19 protein-coding genes are annotated in these 24,821 nt (G+C 72.6%); 16 read left to right on the plus strand and 3 right to left on the minus strand.

From position 1 onward, the window contains the following. A partial coding sequence (locus tag IEX37_RS13490; RefSeq protein ID WP_188756808.1) for an HNH endonuclease signature motif containing protein occupies positions 1–1,346 on the plus strand: 1,346 nt, incomplete at its 5' end. Between the two features lie 183 nt (positions 1,347–1,529). On the opposite strand, the gene IEX37_RS16005 is transcribed toward IEX37_RS13490, so the two are convergent. The 3 genes from IEX37_RS16005 to IEX37_RS13500 all read right to left on the minus strand — a co-directional run bounded on the left by IEX37_RS16005 (position 1,530) and on the right by IEX37_RS13500 (position 4,496). Next, on the minus strand, positions 1,530–1,661 hold the full coding sequence (locus tag IEX37_RS16005) for a putative transporter small subunit (protein WP_229663269.1): 132 nt from the start codon (positions 1,659–1,661) through the stop codon (positions 1,530–1,532). Then, positions 1,661–3,349, minus strand: a complete 1,689-nt coding sequence (locus IEX37_RS13495) for a sodium:solute symporter family protein (RefSeq protein ID WP_188756853.1) — start codon at positions 3,347–3,349, stop codon at positions 1,661–1,663. Before IEX37_RS13495 ends, IEX37_RS16005 begins: the two co-directional genes overlap by 1 nt. A 340-nt stretch (positions 3,350–3,689) precedes the next feature. Next, entirely contained in the window at positions 3,690–4,496 is an 807-nt protein-coding gene (locus tag IEX37_RS13500; protein ID WP_188756809.1) for an SGNH/GDSL hydrolase family protein, read from the minus strand. A 148-nt stretch (positions 4,497–4,644) separates the two neighbouring features. On the opposite strand from IEX37_RS13500, the gene argS reads away from it, so the two are divergent. From argS to IEX37_RS13575, 15 genes are all read left to right on the plus strand, one after another. Beyond that, positions 4,645–6,312 carry an arginine--tRNA ligase gene (argS, locus tag IEX37_RS13505; protein ID WP_188756810.1) on the plus strand — a complete coding sequence of 556 codons (1,668 nt, stop codon included), beginning with the start codon at positions 4,645–4,647 and terminating at the stop codon, positions 6,310–6,312. A gap of 31 nt (positions 6,313–6,343) precedes the next feature. Further along, on the plus strand, positions 6,344–7,123 hold the full coding sequence (locus IEX37_RS13510; protein ID WP_188756811.1) for an LmeA family phospholipid-binding protein: 780 nt from the start codon (positions 6,344–6,346) through the stop codon (positions 7,121–7,123). A 111-nt stretch (positions 7,124–7,234) separates the two neighbouring features. Then, entirely contained in the window at positions 7,235–8,722 is a 1,488-nt protein-coding gene (lysA, locus tag IEX37_RS13515; protein WP_188756812.1) for a diaminopimelate decarboxylase, read from the plus strand. Further along, a complete protein-coding gene (locus IEX37_RS13520) occupies positions 8,719–10,080 on the plus strand; it encodes a homoserine dehydrogenase (RefSeq protein WP_188756813.1) in 1,362 nt (453 codons plus the stop codon). Before lysA ends, IEX37_RS13520 begins: the two co-directional genes overlap by 4 nt. Next, a complete protein-coding gene (thrB, locus tag IEX37_RS13525) occupies positions 10,077–11,051 on the plus strand; it encodes a homoserine kinase (protein ID WP_188756814.1) in 975 nt (324 codons plus the stop codon). Before IEX37_RS13520 ends, thrB begins: the two co-directional genes overlap by 4 nt. 52 nt (positions 11,052–11,103) lie before the next feature. Beyond that, a complete protein-coding gene (gene thrC, locus IEX37_RS13530; protein WP_229663270.1) occupies positions 11,104–12,573 on the plus strand; it encodes a threonine synthase in 1,470 nt (489 codons plus the stop codon). Positions 12,574–12,747: 174 nt separating this feature from the next. Further along, positions 12,748–14,931, plus strand: a complete 2,184-nt coding sequence (rho, locus tag IEX37_RS13535) for a transcription termination factor Rho (protein ID WP_229663271.1) — start codon at positions 12,748–12,750, stop codon at positions 14,929–14,931. A 13-nt stretch (positions 14,932–14,944) separates the two neighbouring features. Next, positions 14,945–16,024 (plus strand): peptide chain release factor 1, encoded by a 1,080-nt coding sequence (gene prfA / locus IEX37_RS13540; RefSeq protein WP_188756817.1) that lies wholly within the window; start codon positions 14,945–14,947, stop codon positions 16,022–16,024. 63 nt (positions 16,025–16,087) lie between these two features. Further along, a complete protein-coding gene (locus tag IEX37_RS13545) occupies positions 16,088–17,113 on the plus strand; it encodes a VanZ family protein (protein WP_188756818.1) in 1,026 nt (341 codons plus the stop codon). 39 nt (positions 17,114–17,152) lie between these two features. After that, entirely contained in the window at positions 17,153–18,124 is a 972-nt protein-coding gene (locus IEX37_RS13550; protein ID WP_229663272.1) for a glycosyltransferase, read from the plus strand. Next, entirely contained in the window at positions 18,121–18,771 is a 651-nt protein-coding gene (locus IEX37_RS13555) for a hypothetical protein (protein WP_188756819.1), read from the plus strand. Before IEX37_RS13550 ends, IEX37_RS13555 begins: the two co-directional genes overlap by 4 nt. Continuing rightward, positions 18,768–20,576 (plus strand): DUF4012 domain-containing protein, encoded by a 1,809-nt coding sequence (locus IEX37_RS13560; RefSeq protein ID WP_188756820.1) that lies wholly within the window; start codon positions 18,768–18,770, stop codon positions 20,574–20,576. The genes IEX37_RS13555 and IEX37_RS13560 overlap by 4 nt, the downstream gene beginning before the upstream one ends. Positions 20,577–20,707: 131 nt before the next feature. Beyond that, the gene (locus IEX37_RS13565) at positions 20,708–21,409 is read left to right on the plus strand and encodes an RNA polymerase sigma factor (RefSeq protein WP_229663273.1); all 702 of its coding nucleotides are present in this window, start codon (positions 20,708–20,710) and stop codon (positions 21,407–21,409) included. Further along, positions 21,396–21,860 carry a hypothetical protein gene (locus IEX37_RS13570; RefSeq protein WP_229663274.1) on the plus strand — a complete coding sequence of 155 codons (465 nt, stop codon included), beginning with the start codon at positions 21,396–21,398 and terminating at the stop codon, positions 21,858–21,860. The genes IEX37_RS13565 and IEX37_RS13570 overlap by 14 nt, the downstream gene beginning before the upstream one ends. Before the next feature lie 395 nt (positions 21,861–22,255). Continuing rightward, the gene (locus tag IEX37_RS13575) at positions 22,256–24,757 is read left to right on the plus strand and encodes a CHAT domain-containing protein (RefSeq protein WP_188756822.1); all 2,502 of its coding nucleotides are present in this window, start codon (positions 22,256–22,258) and stop codon (positions 24,755–24,757) included. Positions 24,758–24,821 lie beyond the last annotated feature (64 nt).

A 24,821-nucleotide genomic window follows, 5' to 3' on the forward strand; every position in this document is an offset into this window, starting at 1 on the left:
TCCAGCAGACCGGGGCCCTGGCGGACGCCGATCTGGTCGATGCCGTCGGCACGGTGGAGGCGTTGGGGCGGATGGTCGACGCCGCCCGGGTGCGTCTGGCCGGCGAGGTGGATGCCCGGTCTGCCCGCGACTCCGAGGACCGCCTCTCGGCCCGGTACGGGTGCCGCAACGGGGTGGAACTGCTCGAGCGCACGACCCGGGTGTCGGCGAAGACGATCAACGCCCGTATCCGGTTGGACAAGCGCACCCGGCCCCGGGTGTCGTTGACCGGGGAGGAACTCCCGGCGCGGTTCCCCCACGTCGCCCACGCACTCCGCGACGGCGCCCTCGGGGTCGACGCGGCATACGAGATCACGACAGCTCTCGCACGGGTGGAGGATCGTGCCGACCCGGTCGAGTTCGACGCGGCCGAAGCCACCACCGTCGCGTACGCCACCGGTGCCCTGGACGAACAGGCCGGGATGATCCCGCCGACGTTCGGTGAGGTGCTGGTCCACGTCAGCACCTGGGCGGCGTACCTGGACCAGGACGGCCCCGAACCCGACGCCGAACGCGCCGCCCGCAACCGAGGCCTCACCCTCGGGATCCCGCGTGACGGCGTCGTCCCGCTGCGCGGGTCCCTGCTCCCGGAAGTCGCCGCCGGGCTGCAGCGACTGCTGGACGCGCACCTGAACCCCGCCGTCCGCTTCACCCCCACCGACCCCGAAGACCGGGACGAAACCGAAGCCTGGTCACAGGACGAGGCCGTGCACGACCCCCGCACGAATACGCAGAAGCGTCACGACGTGCTTGCCGTGATCATCCAGACCGCCGCGAAAGCCACCGACACCCCGACATTGGGTGGTGCTGCCCCCACCCTCGTCGTCACGGTCGCCGAGGAAGACCTCCACGACCCCACTGCCGCGGCGCGCATCGACGACACCCGCGTGCCGGTGTCCACCGCGCACCGGATCGCGTGCACCGGGGCCGTGCAGAAGGTGATCCACGACCGCACCGGGAGGATCGTCCGCCTCGGCACCCCCGAGCGGGTGTTCAACACCCACCAGCGCCGGGCGATCACCGCCCGCGACGGAGGATGCATCATCCCCGGCTGCACGATCCCGGCGGCGTGGTGCGAGATCCACCACGTCGATGAACACGCAAACGGTGGCTCCACGCATACCGACAACGGAGTCCTGCTCTGCTGGGGGCACCACCACAACCTCGACCGCTCCGGATGGGACATCCGCATGAGAGCCGGTATCCCGGTCATCAAAGCCCCACCCTGGATCGACAGACGCGGCACCTACCGACCCGCACCCAACGCCCTGACCCGAAGACCGAGAGCACGGCCGCCCTCCGGCTGACCACGGCGTGCTGATCAGGACGTCCAAGCCCAGCAGCGCGACCCCCTGCCGGTGCGGTGCGGTGCGGTGCGCTGCCGGCGCGGGGCGGAATCGCGCGCGTCGAACTCGAACGCTCCGTCGACGCGCGTGGGTCCGTCGACGGGCGGGAGGCGGGCGATGCGCCCCCTCCCGCCCGTCGCGGGGTCAGATGATCCGGCGTCCTTCTCGCTTCGCCTGGCGGGCGTCCTTCACGAACGCGCGGATGATCACCGCGAGCGTGCCGATCACCACGACCGGCCAGACGAGCACGTAGGCGGTCAGCAGCAGGGGGTCCATCACTGCTCCTTTCCGGTGTAGGAGGCGTCGGCGTCCTTCACGACGCCCTCCGCTTCTGCGACGATCTCGGTACCGGCGGCACCGGCGGCACCGGCGGTCTCCGCCGTGTCGAAGTCGCCGGTGCGCTGCCGGATCACCGAGAAGTCGAAACGCCGGTCCTTGTTCAGCATCGTCAGCGCGACGCAGACCGTCGTGCTGACGGCGTAGGCGACGAGCGAGCCCGACAACACCGGGTAGGTGTGCAGGAACCCGATCGCGAACGGCGCAGAGGCCACCGTGGCGATCCCGCCGACGACCAGCGCGACCCGCAGGCCGAAGAAGCCGAACGCCATCAGCCCGAGCACGACGCCGATGCCGATCACCGAGAGCACGTCGCTGACGATGCCCAGCCCGCCGGACAGGTCGACCCACTCGAATCGCACCGGCAGGAACGTGGCGAGCGCGGCGACGACCGCGACGCTGAAGGCGACGTTGGTGACGCGGTTCCAGTAGAAGCTCGCGATCACCGGGAACACGAGGGCTCCCCACATGGCCCCGACGAACACCAGCAGGTCGAGGATGTTGAACTGCATCGACGCGAAGCCGAGCGCCGCCGCGGTCGCGCCCACCATCGTCAGGCGGCCGACGACCAGCATGGTCCTCGGGTTGGCGTTCTTCTTGCCGGCGATGTTCTGGCCGTAGACGTCGGCCATCATGATCGACGAGAGCGCCGTCATGTCGGCATCCGCCGTCGACGACAGGGAGCCGATGATCATGACGAAGAACACGCAGATCAGGATCGGGGTGAGGTAGGTCGCCGCCATCTGCGGGATCAGGTTGTTGACGTCCCCGCCCATCGGCTCGATGCCGGCGTACAGGGCGATGACGCCCAGCATCCCCACGCCGATGATGGTCGCGCCGTACCCGACCGTCGCGGTGACGAACGTCTTCTTGATGAGGTCCTCGCGCACGGCGAACAGGCGCTGCGCGATGGTCTGGTTGCCGATCGCGTACGCGAGCACGGCCGCGATGTACGGCGCTCCCTGGTTGAAGAACGCGTCGGAGGAGAAGAAGTCGCCCTGCTGCGGCGTCAGGTTCTGCGCGCCCGTCACGAACAGGTCCGGGCCGCCCGCCGCGAAGAAGATCACCGGGATCAGGATGGCCACAGCGCCGAGCATCGCCAGCACCTGCACGAAGTCCGTCAGCACCGATGCGCGGAAGCCGGACCACAGCGTGTACGCGAGGACGCCGATCGCGATCGCGACGATGCCCTGGGTGAAGGTGAACGGCGACAGCATCGCGATGAGAGCGCCGCCGGCGATCAGGTTGGAGGTCAGGCTGATGAGGCTGCCGAGCACGTTCGACCCCGCGAGCATGAGCTGGCTCGAGCGTCCGTGTCGAGCGAACATGACCTCGGCGATGGTGTGCGCCTTCGGGGCCACCGCGCGGATGCGGCGCCCGAACGGGTAGATGAGCAGGATCATCAGCGCGCCCCACAGGCCGTAGTGGATGGGGCCGGAGATGCCGTACGTGTAGCCGGATGTCGCCGATGCGTACATCGAGGATGCCCAGATCCACGTCGCGGTCATGGACGCGGCCGAGATGCCGAAGCCAATCTTGCCGCCGCCGGTCATGTAGCCGTCGGCGTTCTCCCGTCTGCGGGAGATGCGGATCGACATGTACAGGCTGCCGCCGAAGAACAGCAGCATGAGCAGGACAACGATCGGTCCTGAGAGTGTCTGGAGGTCGCCCACCGGGTGTTTCTCACTTTCTCGTCGTGATGCGGCAGGAGCCGCCGGTCGAAGGAGAAAGTGCCGGCTAAGTGGGGGAGGGGGAGGGGGCGGTCGGGGGAGGTGTGGTCGTCGAGAGATCTCGTGCTGTCAGCATGGCGAACGAACCTGGACCACTGAGGCGCATGGCAGCGCACGACGAGAGGCCCGGGGTGCGGCTCCTTTCCGGGGTGCGGGTTTTCCGCGCCTCATCGTAGTGGGGGCCGCGGCCACGACCGGAATCCGCGCGTGCCGTGCGGTCCCCGCGAAGACCGCTTCCTCAGAGGCTCCCCGGCGCCTCGGGGTCGTCGGCGGCCTCCAGGCGCGTGGCGGGGTCGACGATCTCGGCGAGGCTCTGCGCGAGCCGCTCGGCGAGGTACGCGTGGCCCGCCACGGAGGGGTGGTTCGCGCCCGTCTCGCTCGTGTCGATGACCGTCCGGTAGTTGTCCTCGGTGATCCACTCCTCGCGCAGCGGAGAGATGTACCACCACCCGCGCGTCTGCGCGAGCGACGCCAGGTCCGCGTCGATGCGCGCCGTCGCCTCCTCCACGGGAAGCACCTGCGGCGCGGGGCCGAGGACGACGACCGGCGTCTCGGGATACAGCGCCGCAAGGGCGTCCCACGCCGCCGTGACCGCGTCCGGGTACCCCTCGGCGGGCTCCCGGCGGTCGTTGATCGACCCCTGGACGACGATCAGGTCGTAGCGCGCCTCCGGGTCGAGTTCCGCAATGCGCTCCCCGAACGTCGGCACGCCGGGACGCACGTAGCCGCTGCCCCGGACGCCGTCGACGTGCGTACGGCCGCCGAGGAGGTCCGCGAGCACGTACGCGTAGCCGAGCTCCAGCGGTGTGGCGGCGGAGCCGTAGGTCCACGAGTCGCCGAGGACGAGCACGTCCGGCTCCTCGGGAAGCGCGAGCGGCGCCGGCTCGAGCACGGGAGCCGGATCGGCCGCGGCGGCCCGCTCGACCTCGGCCACGGGGGCCGCCCACGGCCGCAGGGCGCCCGCGAGGACGGCCGCGCCCACGGCGACGACCGCCGCGACGAGAAGGACGGCGACGACGCGGCGGGGGATCGGCGCGCGCGACATGCGAAGCACAGTAGGCGATGCGCGTGAACGGCACGAGAGCACCGAGGGCCCCGAGCGCGATCCGTTGCCAAGCCGTGACGTTCGCCGGCCGGCGGGGCCGCCGCGCGCACGGGGAGCGACAAGGCCCACGCCCTAGACTTGTCGGCCTATGAACCCCGATGCCCTCGCCGCCGCCCTGCTCGCCGTCCTGACGCCGATCGCGGAGCGGCGACGCCCCGGCGAGCCCCTCGGGCTGAGTGCCGCCGACATCACCTTCGAGCGGCCCCGCAACCGCGACCACGGCGACTGGGCCTCGAACGTCGCGATGAAGCTCGCCAAGCGGCTGGGCGCCGCGCCCCGCGAGCTGGCCGACGAGATCGCCGCGGGGCTGTCCGACACCGAGGGCGTCGCGAGCGTGGAGGTCGCCGGCCCGGGCTTCATCAACATCCGCCTCGACGCGGCCGCGGCGGGGGCCCTCGCGAAGACGATCGTGGACGCGGGCGCCGACTACGGCCGCAACGACTCGCAGGCGGGCCGCACGATCAACCTGGAGTTCGTCAGCGCCAACCCGACGGGGCCGCTGCACATCGCGCACACGCGCTGGGCGGCACTGGGCGACGCCATCGCGCGCCTGCTGCTGTTCAGCGGCGCGCAGGTCGCCCGCGAGTACTACATCAACGACGCCGGAGCGCAGATGGACCGCTTCGGCGCGTCCGTGCTGGCGTCGATCAAGGGCGAGGACAAGCCCGAGGGCGGATACTCCGGGGCCTACATCGACGAGCTCGCGCAGAAGGTGCTCGCGGAGCGCCCCGACATCCTCTCGCTGCCTGACGAGGAGCAGGTGGCCGTCGCGCGCGACCTCGCCTATCCCCACCAGCTCGCCGAGATCCGCGCGTCGCTGGAGTCGTTCAACGTCGCGTTCGACGAGTGGTTCTCGGAGCGGGTCCTCCACGCCGCCGGCCCGAACGGGGAGCCCAGCCTGATCGACCAGGCGGTCGAACGGCTGCGGGCGCAGGGGCACGTGTTCGACGAGGACGGCGCCGTGTGGGTGCGCACCACCGACTACGGCGACGACAAGGACCGCGTCATCCGGCGCTCGAACGGCGAGTACACGTACTTCGCGGCGGACGCCGCGTACTACCTCAACAAGGGCGATCGCGGCTTCGAGCACAAGATCTACCTGCTGGGCGCGGACCACCACGGCTACGTCCACCGCCTCAAGGCCCTCGCGGGCGCCGCGGGCGAGGACCCGGAGCGCAACATCGAGGTGCTGATCGGGCAGATGGTCTCGATCAACGGGGCGCGCCTGTCCAAGCGCGCCGGCAACATCATCGCGATGGACGACATCATCGAGTGGCTCGGCACCGACGCGCTGCGCTATTCGCTCGAGCGCTCGCCCGCCGATTCGCCGCTCGACCTCGACCCCGACCTGCTGCGCAAGCGCACCAACGACAACCCGGTGTTCTACGTGCAGTACGCGCACGCGCGCACCCACAACGTCGCCCGCAACGCCGTCGACGCCGGCGTGGACCGCTCCGAGTTCGCTCCCGAGCTGCTCGAGCACGAGACCGAGGCCGCGCTGCTGGGCGCGCTGCAGGAGTTCCCGCGCATCGTGGCGTTCGCGGCCGAGGTGCGTGAGCCGCATCGGGTGGCGCGCTACCTCGAGGAGCTTGCCGGCCTGTATCACCGCTGGTACGACAACTGCCGCGTCACGCCCAAGGGCGACGAGCCGGTCGCCACGGTGCACCGCACGCGCCTGTGGCTCAACGACGCGACCGGCCAGGTGCTGCGCAACGGGCTCGATCTGCTCGGCGTGAGCGCCCCGACCCGGATGTGACGCGGCCGGCGGGCAACCGGAGGGGGACGCCATGGATGCAGGACAGTCCGCGACGGTGCGGAGGCCCGCACGCCGTCGGCGGTGGCCCTGGGCACTGCTCGTCGCGGTCGTCGTGCTCGCGGCGCTCGCCGGAGCCGCCGAGCTGGCGGCGCGCGCGATCGTGCCGCAGCAGGTGCGCCAGGCCGTCGTCGCGCAGCTCGGCATGCCCGCCGACCAGCAGCTCGACGTCGCGGTCGGGGGCGGGCTGCTCGTGCCGCAGCTGATCGCGGGACGGCTCGACGACCTGCGCATCTCCGGCGACGAGGTGCCGCTGGAGGACGTCGTGGCGGATGTGGACGTGCACCTCACGGGCGTCGCGCTGCGGGACGGCGCGGCGGGAGGTCCGGGCACGGCCGAGCTGCGCCTGGACGCGACCGCCGTGGAGAGTCTGCTCGCGCGCGCCGACCTGCCGGCGATCCTGAGCGATCCGACGATCGGGTTCGCCGCTCCGGACGTCGCGGTGGTGATGGACCTGCCGATCTTCGGCACGTCGATCCCGATCGACGTCACGCTGACGCCGGAGGCCGCCGAGGGTCGGCTCGTCCTGCGGCCGACGGGCGCCTCCGTCGGCGGTGCACGCGTGTCGGCCGAGCAGCTCGCCGGTATGACCGGCCTCGACCTCCCGCCGGTCGACGTCTGCGTCGCCGACCGATTCCCGGCGGGACTCGCGCTCCACGACGTCGCGGTCGAGGGGGACGCGCTCGTGGCGCGCCTCGCGATCGAGGCGGGCGCGATGAGCGACCCCGTGCTGCGCGAGCCGGGCACCTGCTGAGCGGCGCCCGCGAGAAAAAGAACGACGCGGGTGCCCTAGACTCGGGGACATCGCGGACGCGTGCCCATCCCGCACCGCGCAAGTCCTGACCCCCTCACGATTGAGAACGTCGTGCCCGACGCCGCAGCCGACCCTGTCCCCGCCGACCCAGGACAGAGCGCGCTCGCGCCCGGGTGGCTGACACCGCCGGAGGACCCGAACGACCTCGTCCCCGCCGTGTGGCCGGCCTCGGCGCGTCGGGACGGCGACGGAGCTCTCACGATCGCCGGCATCGCCGCGCCGGACCTCGTCCGGCGCTTCGGCACGCCCGTGCTCGTGATCGACGAGGACGACGTGCGCACCCGGGCGCGCCGGACGCGCCGCGCGTTCGTCGACGCGGCCGCGCGACACGGCGGCACGGCCCGTGTCTACTACGCGGGCAAGGCGTTCCTCAGCACCGAGATCGCGCGGTGGATGATCGACGCCGACCTGGGCGTGGACGTCTGCTCGGCGGGCGAGCTCGAGGTCGCGCTCGCGGCCGGGGTGCCGCCCGAGCGGATCGGGTTCCACGGCAACAACAAGCGCGTGTTCGAGCTCGAACGGGCGATCTCCGTGGGCGTGGGGACGATCATCGTCGACTCGGACATCGAGATCGAGCGCATCGGCGCGATCACGGCGCGCACCGACCGCCGCCAGACCGTGCTCGTGCGGGTCAACAGCGGCGTGCACGCCGAGACGCACCACTTCCTCGCCACGGCCCACGAGGACCAGAAGTTCGGGTTCACGCTCGAGGCCGCCGAGCGCGCCGTCGCGCGGATCCGCGAGCTGCCGCTCGTCGACTTCGCCGGCCTGCACTGTCACATCGGCTCCCAGATCTTCGGCACGGGCGGCTTCCGCGAATCCGCCGCCCGGGTGCTCGAGCTGCATGCGCGCCTGCAGGAGGCCGACATGTTCACCGCCGAGGGCGGGCCCGTCCTCAACCTCGGCGGCGGCTTCGGCATCGCCTACACGCGTGCCGACGCGCCCACGCCCATCGCGGAGCTCGCGGACGGCATCGTCGACGCGGTCGCGGAGCAGTGCGCCGTGCGGGGCATCCCGCTGCCCACGCTGGCGTTCGAGCCGGGCCGCTCCATCGTCGGCCCCGCGGGCGTCACTCTGTACGAGGTCGGCACGATCAAGAGCGTCGCGGTCGACGGCCCTGCCGGGACGGCCGAGCGCCGCTACGTCAGCGTCGACGGCGGCATGAGCGACAACGCCCGCACGGCGCTGTACGGCGCGCAGTACTCGGCCCGTCTCGCCTCGCGCGAGGGCGTCGGGGCGCCGGTGCTGAGCCGCGTCGTGGGCCTGCACTGCGAGTCGGGGGACGTCGTCGTCGACCACGAGTACCTGCCCGCCGACGTCGCGCCCGGCGACCTGCTGGCGGTGCCGGCGACCGGCGCCTACTGCGCGCCGCTCGCCAGCAACTACAACCATGTGCCGCGCCCGCCCGTCGTGGCCGTCACGGGCGGAAGCGCGCGCGTCATCGTGCGGGGCGAGCGGATCGAGGATCTGCTCGCGCGCGATGCGGGGATCCACGGTGCGGCTGACCACCCGGTCGCCGCGGGAGAGGGAGAAGCATGATCGATCACCGTCGTCTGAGGGTCGCGCTGCTGGGCGCGGGCTCCGTCGGGTCGCAGGTCGCGCACCTGCTGCTGACCCAGGCGGAGGAGCTCGCCGAGCGCGCGGGCGCCGATCTCGAGCTCGCCGGCATCGCCGTGCGCGACGTGGACGCGCCGCGCGATGCCGACCTGCCGCGCGAGCTGCTGACGACGGATGCCGAGACGCTCATCCTCGGCAGCGACATCGTGATCGAGCTGATGGGCGGCATCGAGCCTGCCCGCACGCACATCCTGGCGGCTCTCTCCTCGGGCGCCGACGTCGTCACGGGCAACAAGGCGCTGCTGGCGACGCACGGCGCCGAGATCTTCGACACGGCCGACCAGGTCGGCGCCTCCGTGTCGTACGAGGCGGCCGTCGCAGGTGCGATCCCGATCATCCGCCCGCTCAAGGATTCGCTCGCGGGCGACCGCATCAAGCGGATCTTCGGGATCGTCAACGGCAGCACCAACTTCATCCTCGACAAGATGGACCGCGAGGGGCTCTCGGCCGCGGAGGCGCAGCGCATCGCGACCGAGCTGGGCTACCTGGAGGCCGACCCGACGCTCGACCTCGAGGGATACGACGCGGCTCAGAAGGCCGCGATCCTGGCGAGCCTCGCCTTCCACACGCGCGTGTCGCTCGAGGACGTCCACCGCGAGGGCATCGAGAGCGTCACGGCGGACATGATCGAGGGGGCCCGCCGCGCGGGCTTCGTGATCAAGCTGCTGGCCGTCTGCGAGCGCCTGGACGCCGACGGCGCGGATGACGGCACCGTGGGCGGCGCGGAAGATGGCACGGAACACGGTACGGCGGGCGGCGAGGCCATCTCCGTGCGCGTGTATCCCGCGCTCATCGGTCGCGATCACCCCCTGGCGACCGTCCACGGCGGCAACAACGCCGTCTTCGTGGAGGCGGCGGCCGCGGGCGACCTCATGTTCTACGGCGCCGGGGCGGGCGGCCTGCAGACGGCCTCGGCCGTGCTCGGCGACGTCGTCTCGGCGGCCCGGCGCCACATCGCGGGCGGCGTCGGCGTGGGCGAGTCGCCCCGCCAGAGCCTGCCCATCGCCCCGATCGGCCGCATCGTGACCCGCTACCAGATCACCCTCGAGGTCGCGGACGAGCCGGGCGTGCTCGCGCGGATCGCCGGCATCCTGAGCGAGGCCGGAGTCTCGGTCGCGACCGTGGAGCAGACGCCGTCGCAGGACGCCACCGGCCGGGCGCACATCGTGATCGGCACCCACCGGGCCCGCGAGCAGGCGCTCGGCGACACCGTCGCCCGCCTGGGCGCGAGCGATGTCGTCGAGCGCGTGGTGTCGGTGCTGCGCGTCGAGGGAGAATGACCGCGCCGCCCTCGGGAACGCGCACCGTGTACGTGCGCGTCCCCGCCACCAGCGCGAACCTCGGCCCGGGCTTCGACACGCTGGGCCTGGCGCTGAGCGTGTACGACGAGCTCGAGGTCACGGCGCTGGCCCCGGGTTCGCTTCAGATCGAGGTCACGGGCCCGGGCGCCGATGAGATCCCGCGTGACGAGTCGCACCTCATCGCGCGCACCATCCGCTACTGCTTCGAGGCGGTGGGGCGCCCCGCGCCGGGCCTGCGCATCGTGGCGCGCAACGGCATCCCGCACGGCAAGGGGATGGGATCCTCGGGGGCGGCGGTCGTGGCGGGCGTGCTCGCGGCGAAGGGGCTGCTGGAGTTCGACGGCCGCGGCGAGGCCGTGCTCACGGACACCGACATGCTGCGTCTCGCGACCGAGCTCGAGGGGCATCCGGACAACGTCGCGCCCGCCCTCTTCGGCGGTCTGACGATCGCGTGGACCGAGAACGGCGTGCCGCAGCACAAGAAGCTCCTGGTGCACCGCGGTGTCGCTCCGGTCGTGTTCGTGCCGGACCGGACGATGTCGACGTGGACCGCGCGGAGCGTGCTCGAACCGGAGGTGTCGCGTGAGGACGCGGTGTTCAACGTGTCCCGCTCGGCGCTCCTGATCGCGGCGCTGACGCAGAGCCCGGACCTGCTGCTGTCCGCCACCGAGGACAAGCTGCACCAGGAACGGCGCGGGCAGGCGATGCCCGAGACCTTCGGGCTCGTGCGCGCGCTGCGCGAGCGCGGCTTCGCCGCGGTCGTCTCGGGCGCCGGGCCCAGCGTGCTCGTGCTCGCCGACGGGCCCGGGCGGCGTCTGGAGGCCGCCGCCGTGGTGGACGAGATCGGCGGCGGATCGTGGCAGCCGCTCATGCTCGCCGTGGATTTCAAGGGAGGGACCGTGACGACGGCCTCCGATGCGAGGATGGATACGACCCGTGCGGGCGCCTGACGCCGGGCTCGCGCCCGCTCCGGGCGCGAGCCCCGACCCGAGGAGGAGCAGCGTGCAGCAGAACCCGACGCAGCACAACTCGACGCAGTACATCTCCACCAGGGGCGGATCGGAGCCGCTGTCGTACGTCGACGCGCTGCTCGAGGGCCTGGCCCCCGACGGCGGGCTCTCGGTCCCGGCCACGATGCCGCACGTCGACGCCGAGACGCTCGAGCGATGGCGGGCGCTGATCTACCCGCAGCTCGCGACCGAGGTGCTCGCGCTGTTCGCCACCGACATCCCGCGCGAGCAGCTGGCGCGGATGACGGCCGCCGCCTACGCCTCGTTCCCCTCGGAGGTGGTGCCGCTGCGGGCGCTCGACGGCGGCCTCACGCTCGTCGGGCTCTCCGAGGGGCCGACCCTCGCGTTCAAGGACATGGCCATGCAGTTCCTCGGCCAGGCGCTCGAGTACGCCCTCGAGCGCACGGGCTCCGTGCTGAACGTGCTCGGCGCGACCTCCGGCGACACCGGCTCGGCCGCCGAGCACGCCCTGCGCGGCAAGGAGCGCATCTCGGTGTTCATGCTGTCGCCCCGCGGCCGCATGAGCGCTTTCCAGCGGGCGCAGATGTTCTCGCTGGACGACGCGAACATCCACAACATCGCGATCGACGGCGTCTTCGACGACTGCCAGAACCTCGTCAAGCAGCTCGCGGGCGATGTGGATTTCAAGCGCGCGCAGCAGCTCGGCGCCGTCAACTCGATCAACCTCGCCCGCATCACGGCGCAGGTCGTCTACTACTTCTGGGCCTGGCTGCGGGCGACGGACGCCGGCGGGCCCGCCGAGGTGTCGTTCACCGTGCCCTCCGGGAACTTCGGCAACATCCTCTCGGGCCTCTACGCGAAGCAGATGGGGCTGCCGGTCCGGCGGCTCGTGCTGGCGACGAACGAGAACAACGTGCTGGACGAGTTCTTCCGCACCGGCGTCTATCGGCCGCGCTCCGCCGCCGAGACCCTGGCGACCTCGAGTCCGTCGATGGACATCTCCAAGGCGTCCAACCTCGAGCGCTTCGTGTTCGAGCTGTTCGGCCGGGACCCTCGGCGCGTCGTCGAGTCCTGGGCGCTGCTCGAGGAGCAGGGGTTCTTCGACGTCGCCTCCGAACAGCCGCGTTTCGCGGACGAGTTCGGCCTGGTCAGCGGAACCTCGACGCATGCCGACCGGATCGAGACCATCCGCTCGGTGCACGCCGCCACCGGCGAGGTCATCGATCCGCACACGGCTGACGGCGTGAAGGTCGCCCGGGAGCATGTCGAGCCGGGCGTGCCGATGCTCGTGCTCGAGACGGCGAAGCCGCAGAAGTTCGCCGAGACGATCCGCGAGGCGCTGGGGATCGAGCTCGAGTACTCGCCGGAGCTGCGCGCCATGCTGGAGGCGCCCCAGCGCGTCACGGACATGCCGAACGACCCGGACGCGCTGCGCGTCTTCATCGAGGCCGCCGCCCTCAAAGGTGGTACAGTGAGAGAAATCACGGCGGGTGCCCCGTAGCACATTTCTTTCCCGCCGTTCGCAGTCTGCGAAGCCCCCGTACAGGTCCCCGGCCAGCTCCTGAGCACCCAGTTCACCGAGCATCCGGGTGATCGGCGCGCGTCGTGGCGTGCGCATCGCGATTCCCGCATGTGCGCCGGGCAACAACACCACGTTCTACCCAGAGGAGAACTCGTGGAGTCCATCTCCGAGATCCAGACCGACCTCGCCGCGCCGGAAGGCCGCGCGCCCGAGGCCACATCCGAGACCGCCGCGCCCGCCGTCGACCAGCCCGCCGCTTCGGCGCCCGAGGCCGCTCCGGCAACGGAGGAGGCCCCGGCGAAGGCGCCGCGCAAGCGTGCGCCGCGTCGCGCGAAGTCCGCCGGCACCACCTCCGCCGACGCCGCGGCTACTGAGCCTTCGTCTGCGGACGCCGCGGCGCCCGAGACTTCCGCCACCGACACCCCGGCGGCCGACGCGGAGGCGAAGCCCGACAAGCCGAAGCGCGCGCCGCGCAAGCGCACGCCCAAGGCCGCGCCCGCCGCCTCGAAGGACGCCGAGCCGGCCGGCGAGTCCGAGTCCGCAGACGCGCCCGCCGATGCCTCCGCCGCGGCGACGACCGACGCGCCGGCCACGCCCGACGCCGAGCCCCGGGCCGCCAGGACCTCGCGGTCGAGGTCCGCCGCCTCCAAGAGCACCGCCTCGAAGGACGACGCTTCGAAGGACGCCGCCTCGAAGGACGATGACGCACAGACCCGCGACGCGGGGACCGACGAGGCCGCCGCCGCGCAGGTCGCGGACGCGACCGCCCCGGACGCGCCGAGCGCAACCGCCGGGGACGCGGAGCGGAAGGCACCCGAGTCGAAGACCGTGGCGGCCGAGCCGGAGGCCGACCGTCCCGCCGACGCGAAGCCCGCCGACGCCAAGCCCGAGGGCGAGGGCGACGCGGGCTCCGACAAGGGGGAGTCGGGCGAGGAGGGCACCGGTCGTCGCGGCCGGAGCCGCAACCGCAACCGCAACCGCAACAAGGGTGACAAGGCCGAGAACGGGCAGCAGGCCCAGGGCGGGCAGGACGCGTCCGACGACGAGTCCGGCTCGGATCAGGGCGGACGCGGCCGTGGCCGCAGCAAGCGCCGCGGCGGCCAGGGCGACGAGTTCGAGACCGAGATCACCGAGGACGACGTCCTCATCCCGATCGCCGGCATCCTCGACGTGCTCGACAACTACGCGTTCGTGCGCACGACGGGCTACCTCCCCGGCCAGCAGGACGTGTACGTCTCGCTCGGCCAGGTGAAGAAGTACAACCTGCGCAAGGGCGACGCGGTCGTCGGCGCGATCAAGCAGCCGCGCGAGGGCGAGCAGCAGGGGCGCCAGAAGTACAACGCGCTCGTCAAGGTCGACTCGGTCAACGGCCTGTCGGTGGAGGACGCCGCGGGCCGCGTCGAGTTCTCGAAGCTCACGCCCCTGTACCCGCAGGACCGGCTGCGCCTGGAGACGGCGCCCGAGAAGCTGACGCAGCGCATCATCGACCTGGTCGCGCCGATCGGCAAGGGTCAGCGCGGCCTCATCGTGGCTCCGCCCAAGGCCGGCAAGACGATCGTGCTGCAGCAGATCGCGAACGCGATCGCGCAGAACAACCCCGAGGCCCACCTGATGGTCGTGCTCGTCGACGAGCGCCCCGAAGAGGTCACGGACATGCAGCGCACGGTGAAGGGCGAGGTCATCGCCTCGACCTTCGACCGGCCGGCCGAGGACCACACGACCGTCGCCGAGCTCGCGATCGAGCGCGCCAAGCGCCTCGTCGAGCTGGGACGCGACGTCGTCGTGCTGCTCGACTCGATCACGCGGCTCGGGCGCGCCTACAACGTCTCGGCGCCCACGTCGGGTCGCGTGCTCTCCGGCGGCGTCGACGCGTCGGCGCTCTACCCGCCGAAGCGGTTCTTCGGCGCGGCGCGGAACATCGAGAACGGCGGATCGCTCACGATCCTCGCCACGGCCCTGGTCGAGACCGGATCCAAGATGGACGAGGTCATCTTCGAGGAGTTCAAGGGCACGGGCAACATGGAGCTGCGCCTGTCGCGGCAGCTGGCCGACAAGCGCATCTTCCCGGCCGTCGACGTCAACGCGTCCTCCACGCGCCGCGAGGAGATGCTGCTGTCTCCGGACGAGGTCAAGATCACGTGGAAGCTGCGTCGCGCGCTCGCGGGTCTCGACCCGCAGCACGCGCTCGCGACCGTGCTCGACAAGCTCAAGGAGACGCAGTCGAACGTCGAGTTCCTCGTGCAGATGCAGACGGCCCAGATGCAGAGCGCGCAGATGAAGAACGCGCCGTCGTCGGCCGGCGGGCGCTCGTCGGGGCACGACAGCGAGATCCGCTGAGGCACGCGCCACAGTGTTCGAGTCCGTCGACGCCCTGATCGACGAGCACCGGCGGGTCCAGGAGGAGCTCTCGGACCCCGCCGTGCACGCCGACGCGGCGCGCGCCAAGCGCGTGAACCGACGCTACGCGGAGCTGAGCAGGATCGTCGCCGCGCACGAGGCGTGGATCGCCGCGGGGGAGGACCTCGCGGCGGCGCGCGATCTCGCGCGCGAGGACGAGGCCTTCGCCGCCGAGATCCCCGCGCTCGAGGAGGGGCTGGCGCAGGCACAGGAGAAGCTGCGTCGGCTGCTGATCCCCCGGGATCCGGACGACGCCCGCGACGTGATCATGGAGATCAAGGCCGGCGAGGGCGGCGCCGAGAGCGCGCTCTTCGCGGCCGACCTGCTGCGCATGTACACGCAGTACGCGGCCTCGAAGGGCTGGAAGACCGAGCTGCTCGACCGCAACGAGTCGGACCTGGGCGGATACAAGGACGTGCAGATCGCGATCAAGGGATCGTCGTCCGACCCCGCGCAGGGGGTGTGGGCGCACCTGAAGTACGAGGGCGGCGTGCATCGCGTCCAGCGCGTGCCGGCCACCGAGTCGCAGGGGCGCATCCACACGTCGACGACCGGCGTGCTGGTGTTCCCCGAGGTCGACGAGCCCGAAGAGATCCACATCGACCAGAACGACCTGAAGATCGACGTCTTCCGGTCGTCGGGTCCTGGCGGCCAGTCGGTCAACACGACCGACTCCGCCGTGCGGATCACGCACGTGCCCACCGGGATCGTCGTGTCGATGCAGAACGAGAAGTCGCAGCTGCAGAACCGCGAGGCCGCGATGCGCGTGCTGCGGGCGCGCCTGCTGGCGAAGCAGCAGGAGGAGCTCGACGCGGCCGCCGCCGACGCGCGCAAGTCGCAGATCCGCGGCATGGACCGCTCGGAGCGGATCCGCACGTACAACTTCCCGGAGAACCGCATCGCGGATCACCGCACCGGCTACAAGGCCTACAACCTCGACCAGGTGATGGACGGCGCTCTCGGACCGGTCATCGAGTCGTGCATCGAGGCGGACGAGGCCGAGCGCCTCGCCTCCCTCGGCGACACCGCCTGATCGTCCGATCCCACAGGCGCCCCCCGGACGGCGAACCGGTCGTCGCACCGATATGTTGAGCGGGTGTCCGATCGCGTCATCCCGGCGTTCATCGCCCTGATCGCGGGCGCGGTCGTCGCCGTCCTGCTGTTCGTGCCCTTCGTCGCATCCGAGTACGGCCGCCACGGTCGGCTCACCCCCGCGCGGCTGCTGACGTGGGGCGCCTCGGTCGTCTACGCGATGGCCCTGTGGACCTACACGCTGCTGCCTCTGCCGGACCCCGCGACGATCCGCTGCGCCGGTGTGCAGCTGCGCCCCGGGCAGTTCGTCGCCGACATCCTGTCGTACGACGTCTCGAGCGTGGGGGCGCTGCTGCGCAACCCGGCGGTGCAGCAGGTCGTGCTCAATGTCCTGCTGTTCCTGCCGCTGGGCCTCTTCCTGCGCGCGCTGTGGGGACGCGGGATCCTGGCGGCGTCCGCGGCCGCGCTCGCGCTGTCGGCGCTGATCGAGGTGACGCAGCTCACGGGGCTGTACGGGATCTACCCGTGCGCGTATCGCGTGTTCGACGTCGATGACCTGCTCGCCAATACGCTCGGCGGGTTCCTGGGCGCCATCGCCGCGCGGCTGCTGATCCGCACCCGCGGGATCGGGACGGGCAGGACACTGCCGTCGGAGGTGACCCGCGGGCGGCGGCTGACCGCGATGGCGTGCGACGCGCTCACGACGTGGCTGATGGCCGTCGCGACGGGAATCGCCGCGAACGCCGTCCAGCTCTTCCTGCTGGGCGTTCCCCGAGGCGAGCTCGCGGACGTCTCCGATGCCGTGCTGCTCGTCCCGCTCGTCCTGCACGGGCTCGTCGCCGTCGCCACCGGACGCACGATCGGCGACCACGCTGCGCACATCCGGTATGCGCCGGGTTTCGCGCCGGTCCCCCTGCAGGGCGTGGTCCGCTACGCGGCGGGGATCGGCGGGTTCCAGGCGCTCGGCTTCCTCGCCCCGTTCGACCTGGCGTTCGCCGCCGTCAGCGTGATCCTGGTCTTTGTCACGGCGGACGGGCGCGGTCTGCCGGGAATGGTCATGCGGCGCCCGCTCGAGGTCGCGCGGCGCTGAAGCCCCCGCCTCGTATCACGCGCGGGCCTCGCCGCCTCTGTGCCTGATGTGGGAGCAACGGATCTCGAACGGCGGCCGCGCGCCGCACCGGCGCCCACGCGGCGCGTCGACCATGTCCTGCTGACGCGGTTCAACCTGCCGTCGGTCGGACGCGAGAGCGTGATCCGCGCGCAGGACGGCTGGCTGCGGGAGCGCCTCGAGCTCTTCCTGCGCTACACCGTGCCGGCGGTCGCGTCGCAGACGGCCCCGGTGGGGTGGATCGTGTACCTCGATCCCGCGAGTCCCGCCTGGCTGCTCGAGCGGCTCGCGCCCTTGGTGACGGCAGGTGCGTTCGCGCCGCTGTATCGGGAGACCGTCTCACGCGAGGAGATCGCCGAGGACGCGCGTGCCGTCACGGGCGGGAGCGGGGACGTCCTGCTGACCACGAACCTCGACAACGACGACGCCCTCGCGACGGACTTCGCGGCGCGGCTCCAGGCGCTCGCCCGGCCCGGCGAGCGCCGGGCGCTGTACCTGGCGCACGGGCTCATCCGGCGCGGAGGGCACGTCTACCTCCGGCGCGACCGCCGCAACGCGTTCGTGTCCGTCTCGGAGCCATGGGACGAGCCGATGACGGCGTGGCGCGACTGGCACAATCTCATGCACCGGCACATGCCGGTGCTGGTCGACGGCGGCGCGCCCGCCTGGATCCAGGTGGTCCACGATCGCAACGTCAGCAACCGCGTGCGGGGGCGCCGGATCGACCCGGGCCGGCACCGCGCGCTCTTCCCGGGCATGCTCGACGACGCGGCCCCCACGGGACCGGGAGCGATCCTCGTCGACGGATGGCTGCGGCGTCCCCTGCGCGAGTCCCGAGAGGGCGTGCGCGTGCTCGGCAAGCGCGTCGTCCTCGCGGCGGCGGGAAAGCGCGGGCTCGATGCCCTGAAAGACCGGCTGTATCACCGCCCCCCGGCCGCGCTCCAGATGGGAGGACGTCCGCCGGGTGGCGGGCGGGACGGGAACGCATCGTGATGCACGGGATGGTCGCGGGGCTCGCGCTCGCGCTGCTGACGGCTCCGGCGGCCACGGCCGACGAGCTGTACTCGCCGTATCAGCCCGGCGAGGGCACCGGCGACTCGCTCAATGCGAGCGGATACGCCGTGTGCGAGCGGGACGCGCCGTGGATCGCGTACGACGCCACGCTCATCGATCCCGACGGTGAGGGCGGGTCCCGCGAGGCGCGGCTGGTCTTCGCGAAGGGAGCCGAGCGCGTCGAGGTGCCGCTCGGCGAGTTCGACGGCGACGATCGCCTGCGCGGTCGCGTCCTGTGGCCCGGAGCCGCCGTCGACGATGCCGGTGCCGGAGTGGCCTGGCCGGGCTGGGTCCAGCAGGACGGCGCGTGGATCGACGTCGGCGAGGAGAGCCTCGGCTGGACCCGTGAGGGCGCGACGGTGACGATCGCCGCCAATCCCGAGGCGGAGATCGCGGTGACCTACCCGCCGTCCACCCCGGGGTGCACGCCGGGGCCGCGTGCGGCGGCGGCCCCCGGGCCGGACGATCCCGGCTCGCTCGCCGCGACGGGCGGTTCGGTCTTCGGGCCGTTGGTGGCCGGCGCCGCTGCCCTCGGTGCCGGAGTGCTCGCGATGGCGACGGGGCGGCGGCGCGGCGGGCGCGGATGACCTCGAGCGCCGAGCGCGGCGGACGCGCCCGGCGGGGGTCCGCAGCGCGGCGCCTCGGCGCCGCGCGTCTCGTGCGCCGGGGCGCGCTGCTCCTCGCCGGCGCGCTCGTCGTGACCGGAGCGTGGCTCGGAGTGCGCGTGGTGCTCGTCCACCAGGAATTGACCGCCCTGCTCGCCGTCGCCGACCGGGCGCGGGAGATCGTCCGTCCCTCCGCGGAGCCGCTCGATCTGGAGCGCGTCCTGGCGGAGGCCGACGCGGTGTCGCGGCACGCGGCGTCGATCGTCTCGCTCACGGATGACCCGGTGTGGCGCACCGCGGAGGCGCTCCCGCTCGCGGGATCCACCCTGCACGCGACCCGCCTCGGGGTGCAGGCCCTCGGCGAGGCCGTCGACGGCGCCCGTCCGCTCCTGTCGGTGACCGCCGAGGTCGCGGCGAGCCTGCGGCTCGACGGCGAGCACATCGATGCGCGTGCCCTCAGCCGGGTCGGGGAACCGCTGCTGTCCGCGCGTGCTGCCCTGATCCGGGCGCATGCGGCGGTCGCCGCCATCGATCGCGACAGCGTGATCCCGCGTGTCGCCCGCCCTCTCGACCGCCTCGAGGCGGAACTGGCCGCGGTCCTGCCCGTGTTCTCCTCGCTGGCCCCCGCGGCGCAGATCGCGGGAGCCATGCTCGGTGCCGACGAGCCGCGCCTGATCCTCGTGATGCTGCAGAACAACGCCGAGCTGCGCATGGGCGGCGGGATCACGGGCACGTTCTTCGCGGTCCGGGCCCGAGAGGGGCGTCTCGAGCTGGTCGGCCACGCCGACAGCTCGGCGTTTCCCACGCCCGACGGACCGGTCGCGGCGGTTCCCGACGCCCTCGTCATCGGCTCACCGAGCAAGGTGGGGCGTTTCGTCCCGAACATCACGATGACGCCGGACTTCCCCCTGTCGGCGTCGCTCGCGTCCGCGTGGTGGCGGCTCCATTCGGGTCTGACGCCGGACGCCGTCGTCTCGATCGACCCGTCCGTGCTGGCGACCGTGCTGGAGGTCGTGGGGCCGCTGGACGTCGACGGAGTGCGCGTCGATGCCGTCAATCTGGTCGACACTCTGCTGCGTGCGCCGTACCTGACTCTGTCGCACGACGACCAGACCGGGTTCTTCCGTGACGTCTCCGAGGCCGTCATCGAGGCCGCGCTGGACTCGGCGACGGAGCTGCCGCGGCTCGCCGCCGCACTGGGTCCGCTGGCGGAGCGGGGGCGGATCTCGGTGTGGAGTGCGCACCCCGAGGAGCAGGCCGTCATCGCGCGCACGCCGGCGGCGGGCATGCTCGCCCGGCTGTCGCGCGCGGGCGATGAGGGGTACGCGTTGCTGTTCGACAACCTCACCGGCAGCAAGCTGGACGCGTATCTGGACGCCCGGCTCGCGCTCGAGGCCGGCGCGTGCCGACCGGACGGACGGGCACAGCTCGTGCTGACGGCGAGCCTGTCGAGCGGCGTGCCGCAGTCCGTCGAGATCCCGTGGCGCGCGGCCCCCGGCTTCGGTGGCTTCGCGCGCGAGGACGTCGCCCTGAGGGTGACCGCGCTCGCGCCTGCCGGCGCCGTGCCGGAGGGCGCCTGGATCGACGGGGAACCGGTCCGGATGATGCGAGACGAGCTCGACGGTCGCCCCGCCGGAGTCCTCCCCGTCGTGGTGCGGCCGGGACAGCGCGTCGAGCTCGAGCTGCGGTTCACGGCACCACCGGGGGCCGGCGACGATCCCGTGCTGCTCCACACCCCGCTCGTCGCGGATGCCGACGTGGCCACGAGCGGCACGCGTTGCGGCTAGCTGGCACGGCTAGCTGGCTGGCTGGCTGGCACGGCTGGCTGGCACGGGCAGTTCTCCCCATCGGGAGCGGTCGCCGGGGCGTATCATTCTGCGCCTTGCGCCGTCCTCACCCACGTGGACAGAATGAGCACGTGGACGAAGAGGCGCGCTCGGCCCGCCCGGCCAAGGGGCGCGGGGCCTCCGCAGCCGATGCCCTCGGGGCGCCCGCGCCGTTCGAGCCGGGTCCTTCAGGCGATGCCCCGGCGGACACGGGCGCGCGATGGCAGCAGGCGGCCGCCTTCTACGCGCGCTGGCGCGACGGCGACGCGAAGGCCATGGACGAGCTCGTGCGGCTCATGACGCCCGTACTGTGGCACGTCGTTCGTGCCTACGGCCTCAGCCGGGCGGCGGCCGAGGACATCGTCCAGACGACGTGGCTGACCTTCGTCCGCAAGCACGACTCCATCACCGACGGCGCCGCCGTCTCGGCGTGGCTGACGACCACGGCCCGCCGGGAGGCGTGGCGCACGTCCCGGGTCGACGGACGGGCGGACGCCACCGAGGACGAGGCGCTCGAACGGCGCATGCCGCCCCAGCGCTCCGCAGAGGAGGAGGCGCTCGACGCCGTGACCGCGCAGCGGCTGTGGAGAGCGGTACTCTCTTTGGATGAGCGGTGCCGCCATCTGCTGCGTGTGGTCGCGTTCGACGATCGACCGGACTACCGGCGGATCGCGGACGAGCTGCACATGCCGATCGGCAGCATCGGTCCGACGCGCCAGCGCTGCCTAGGCAAGCTGCGCGCGTTGCTGGACGGCGGGGGTGCGGAGCGAGGAGATGACCATGGGCGTGGATAGCGACCGCACCGACGACGAGCTGCTCGCTCTCCTGCGCAGGATGTGGGAGAGCCGGGACGCCCCGCCGGCGGACCTGACCGAGCGGATGATCGCGGCCGTCGCGGTCGACGACGTTTCGCGGGAGTACGCCCTGCTCACCGAGGTCTCCGAGGGCCGGGCAGCCGTTCGCAGCGAGCAGGAGCGGCTCACCCTCCAGTTCAGCGACGATGCCATCAGCGTGCTGCTCCACGTCGCGGCCACCGAGTCGGGTGCCCGCCGCGTCGACGGCTGGTGCGAGCCGCCGCTCCTGGCTGCGCGTCTCGCCCAGGACGCTCGCGAGTGGGCGGCCGAGGTGGGCGACGCCGGTCGGTTCGCGTTCGAAGACGTCACACCCGGGCTGTCGGCGGTGCGCCTGATCGTGCAGGCGGGCGGCGAGCTGAAGGAGTTCATCACACCTCAGTTCGAGGTGTGATCGATCGAGGTGTGGTCGATCGACGTGTGATCGATCCACGTGCGATCGCCGCGAGGGTCACCGCGCCGAAGAGGTGAGGCGCGGTCCCCTCGTGCGTCGCGCCGGCCTTCAGGCTGCGCACGGCCCGTGCGTCGGGCGTCTCGGCGGCGACGAAGCGAGGGGCGAGCCGGCGCGCCGCCGTGCGGAGGGGCGACTGCCGACCGGTGCGTGCGTGGCTCCGGGCGGCGTCGCGCGGAGGGTGTTTGTGCGGGTGAACGGCATGAGATTGCCTCGGTTCAGGTGAATAATTTCGGGTCGAACGGTGGAGGCTCCCACCGGGGGGTGGTGGGGGTGCTCACGCACATCGTGTACCAAGGCCGGGTGTACCGGAAGACCGCGACGAGAAGTATCTCGGTATGTTGAGCGCGGAGGCGCTGCACGCGCGCGCGGTCGAACTCTGCAACCGGGGACGCCTCGCGGCGGCGCGCAAGGTCCTGCGCGTGGCTGGGGAGCGCGCGACCTCCGCAGAATCGCGCGCTCGCATCGCCGGCACGCTCGCGTACGTCATGACAAGAACCGGGCATCCGGAAGAGGCCGAGCGGACGTGCCGCGAGGCGCTCGAGCTGCGCGGCGAGGACGAGCGTCTGTCGCTCGGCACGGTCGCGGTGCTGCACGGCCAGCTCGGCACCCTCGCGGTCGAGCGCGGCGATTTCGTGGGCGCGCTCGGCTGGCTCGACCAGGCGATCTCGGTCGAGACGGATCGCGAGCGACTCGGCGGCATGCTGACGACGCGCAGCGTCGCCCTCATGCGGCTCGACCGGCTGCGCGAGGCGCGGACGGATCTGGACACGGCGGCCGAGCACTTCGCCGCGGTGGGAAAGGACCTCGACCGGGCCTTCACGGTTCACAACGTGGGGTACGTCGCGCTGCTCGAGGGCGACCTCGTCACGGCGCTCGAGAAGATGGCGGAGGCGCGCCCGCTGGTGGCGACATCGCCGGTCAACGCGGCGATCTGCGACGTCGATCGCGCCGAGGTGCTGCGCGAGGCGGGCCAGGTCGCGGAGGCCGAGCGCACCCTGGCGGCGGCGGCCCGCTCCTTCGGCGCCGCGCACATGCCGCAGTCCCGGGCGGAGGCCGAGTTCCATCTCGCACGCTCGCTGCTGACGCACGACCGGAAGCGTGCCGCGGACGTCGCGGAGGCCGCTCGCCGACGGTTCCGTGCGCTCGGCAGCGCCGTGTGGGCCGCCCGGGCCGAGGCCGTCCGGCTGCGCGCGCTGCTCGGCCAGGGGAGCGACGCCGGGCACCGCGCACCGAGCGCGGTGCGCGTGGACGAGGTCGTGGGCCAGCTCATGGACGCCGGCCTGCGCGACGAGGCTCGCGCACTGCGGCTCACCGAGCGCATCGCGCGTGCGCGGGCGGGCGACCTCGCGCACTGGGGAGCGCGTCTGCGAGACCGGGACCCGCTGTCGGTGCGGCTGCTCGTGTACGAGGCCCGCGCGGTACGGGCTGCGGCGCGGGGGCGGGATGCCGAGGCGCGCCGGAGCGCAGCCGCGGGCCTGGAGAGCCTCGCGGCGTGGCAGCGGTCCTTCGGATCTCTCGACATGCTCTCCTCGGTCGCCATGCACGGGACGGGACTGATGTTCGAGGGCATCGCCGCGGCCGTGCGCACGCGGCGCCCGGACGTCATCTTCGAGTGGTCGGAGCGCGCCCGCCATTTCGCGCACCAGGTCGTCCCGGTGCGGCCGCCGCGCGACCCCCAGCACGCCGCCGACCTGGCGCAGCTGCGTCTGCTGCGAGATGAGCTCGGCGATGAGGGGGACGGCGACGAGCGCGTCGCCGTCATCCGGGAGCGTGTGCGCGAGCGGGTGTGGGCGACGGCGGGGGGAGACGAGGGGATACCCCGCGTCGGGCTGGAGGAACTGCGCGCCGGCCTCGACCGCGAGACCGCGCTGGTGACCTTCCTCTACCAGAACGGCTCCCTCACCTGCCTGGCCGTCCCGGGCGACGGCTCTCCCGCGATCTTCGACGTGCCGTGGGAGGAGGTCCGCCCCCAGCTGTCCGGCCTGCGCGCCGACCTGGATGTCTCGGCGGCCGTTCGGACGGGCCCCATGAGCCGCGTCGTGAGGAGTGCCCTCGAGAGGCGCCTGTCACTGCTCTCGCGGCTGCTCGTCGAACCGGCGCTCGCGGCGGCCGGCGACCCCCGCCGGGTGCTCCTCACCGCGCCCGGGATCCTCGCGGGACTCCCGTGGGGCATGCTGCCGGCCATGCGCGGAAGGTCCGTGACGCTCGCCCGCTCGGCCTCCCGCTGGCTGCTCTCCCGCGGCGCGTGCGTCACCCCGCACTCGGCGGGGTTCGCGGTCGGCCCCGCCGTCGCCCGCGGGCGGGAGGAGGCCGAGAGCGGCATGGCGGCATGGCAGGCGGCGCGCGACCGTGCCCGGCCGGCGGAGCGCGCCCAGCGACCACCGCCCCGCCTGCTCCAGGAAGGGCAGGCGCGTGTGGACGCCGTGCGGGCCCTCGCCGAGCAGGTGGACGTGCTGCACGTGATCGCGCACGGCCGTCATGCGAGCAACTCGCCCATGATGTCCGGTCTCAGCCTCGCCGACGGCGCGTTGTTCGGTTACGACATCGATCTCGTCGAGCGCACGCCCCGGACGGTGGTGCTCTCGGCGTGCGAGCTCGGCCGATCGTCGGTGCGGTGGGGCGCCGAGGCCATCGGCATGGCCCACACGTGGCTCCACGCGGGGGCCGTGTGCGTCATCGCCGCGCCCGTCATCGTGGCGGACGACGTCGCGGCGGAGCTGCTCGGAGCGTTCCACGGCGGTCTCGCGGCGGGACTGGCCCCCGCTGACGCGCTCGCGCGGGCATCCGGTGAGACCGGGCACGTGGCGCCGTTCCTGAGCCACGGCAGCGGCTTCTGAGCCGCCCCTCGCCGCCCGCAGGCCCGCTCCGTCGCCCGACGGTCACGGCTCGGGGCGCGCTCGC

This window comes from Microbacterium album (genome assembly GCF_014643695.1).
Lineage (GTDB): Bacteria > Actinomycetota > Actinomycetes > Actinomycetales > Microbacteriaceae > Microbacterium > Microbacterium album.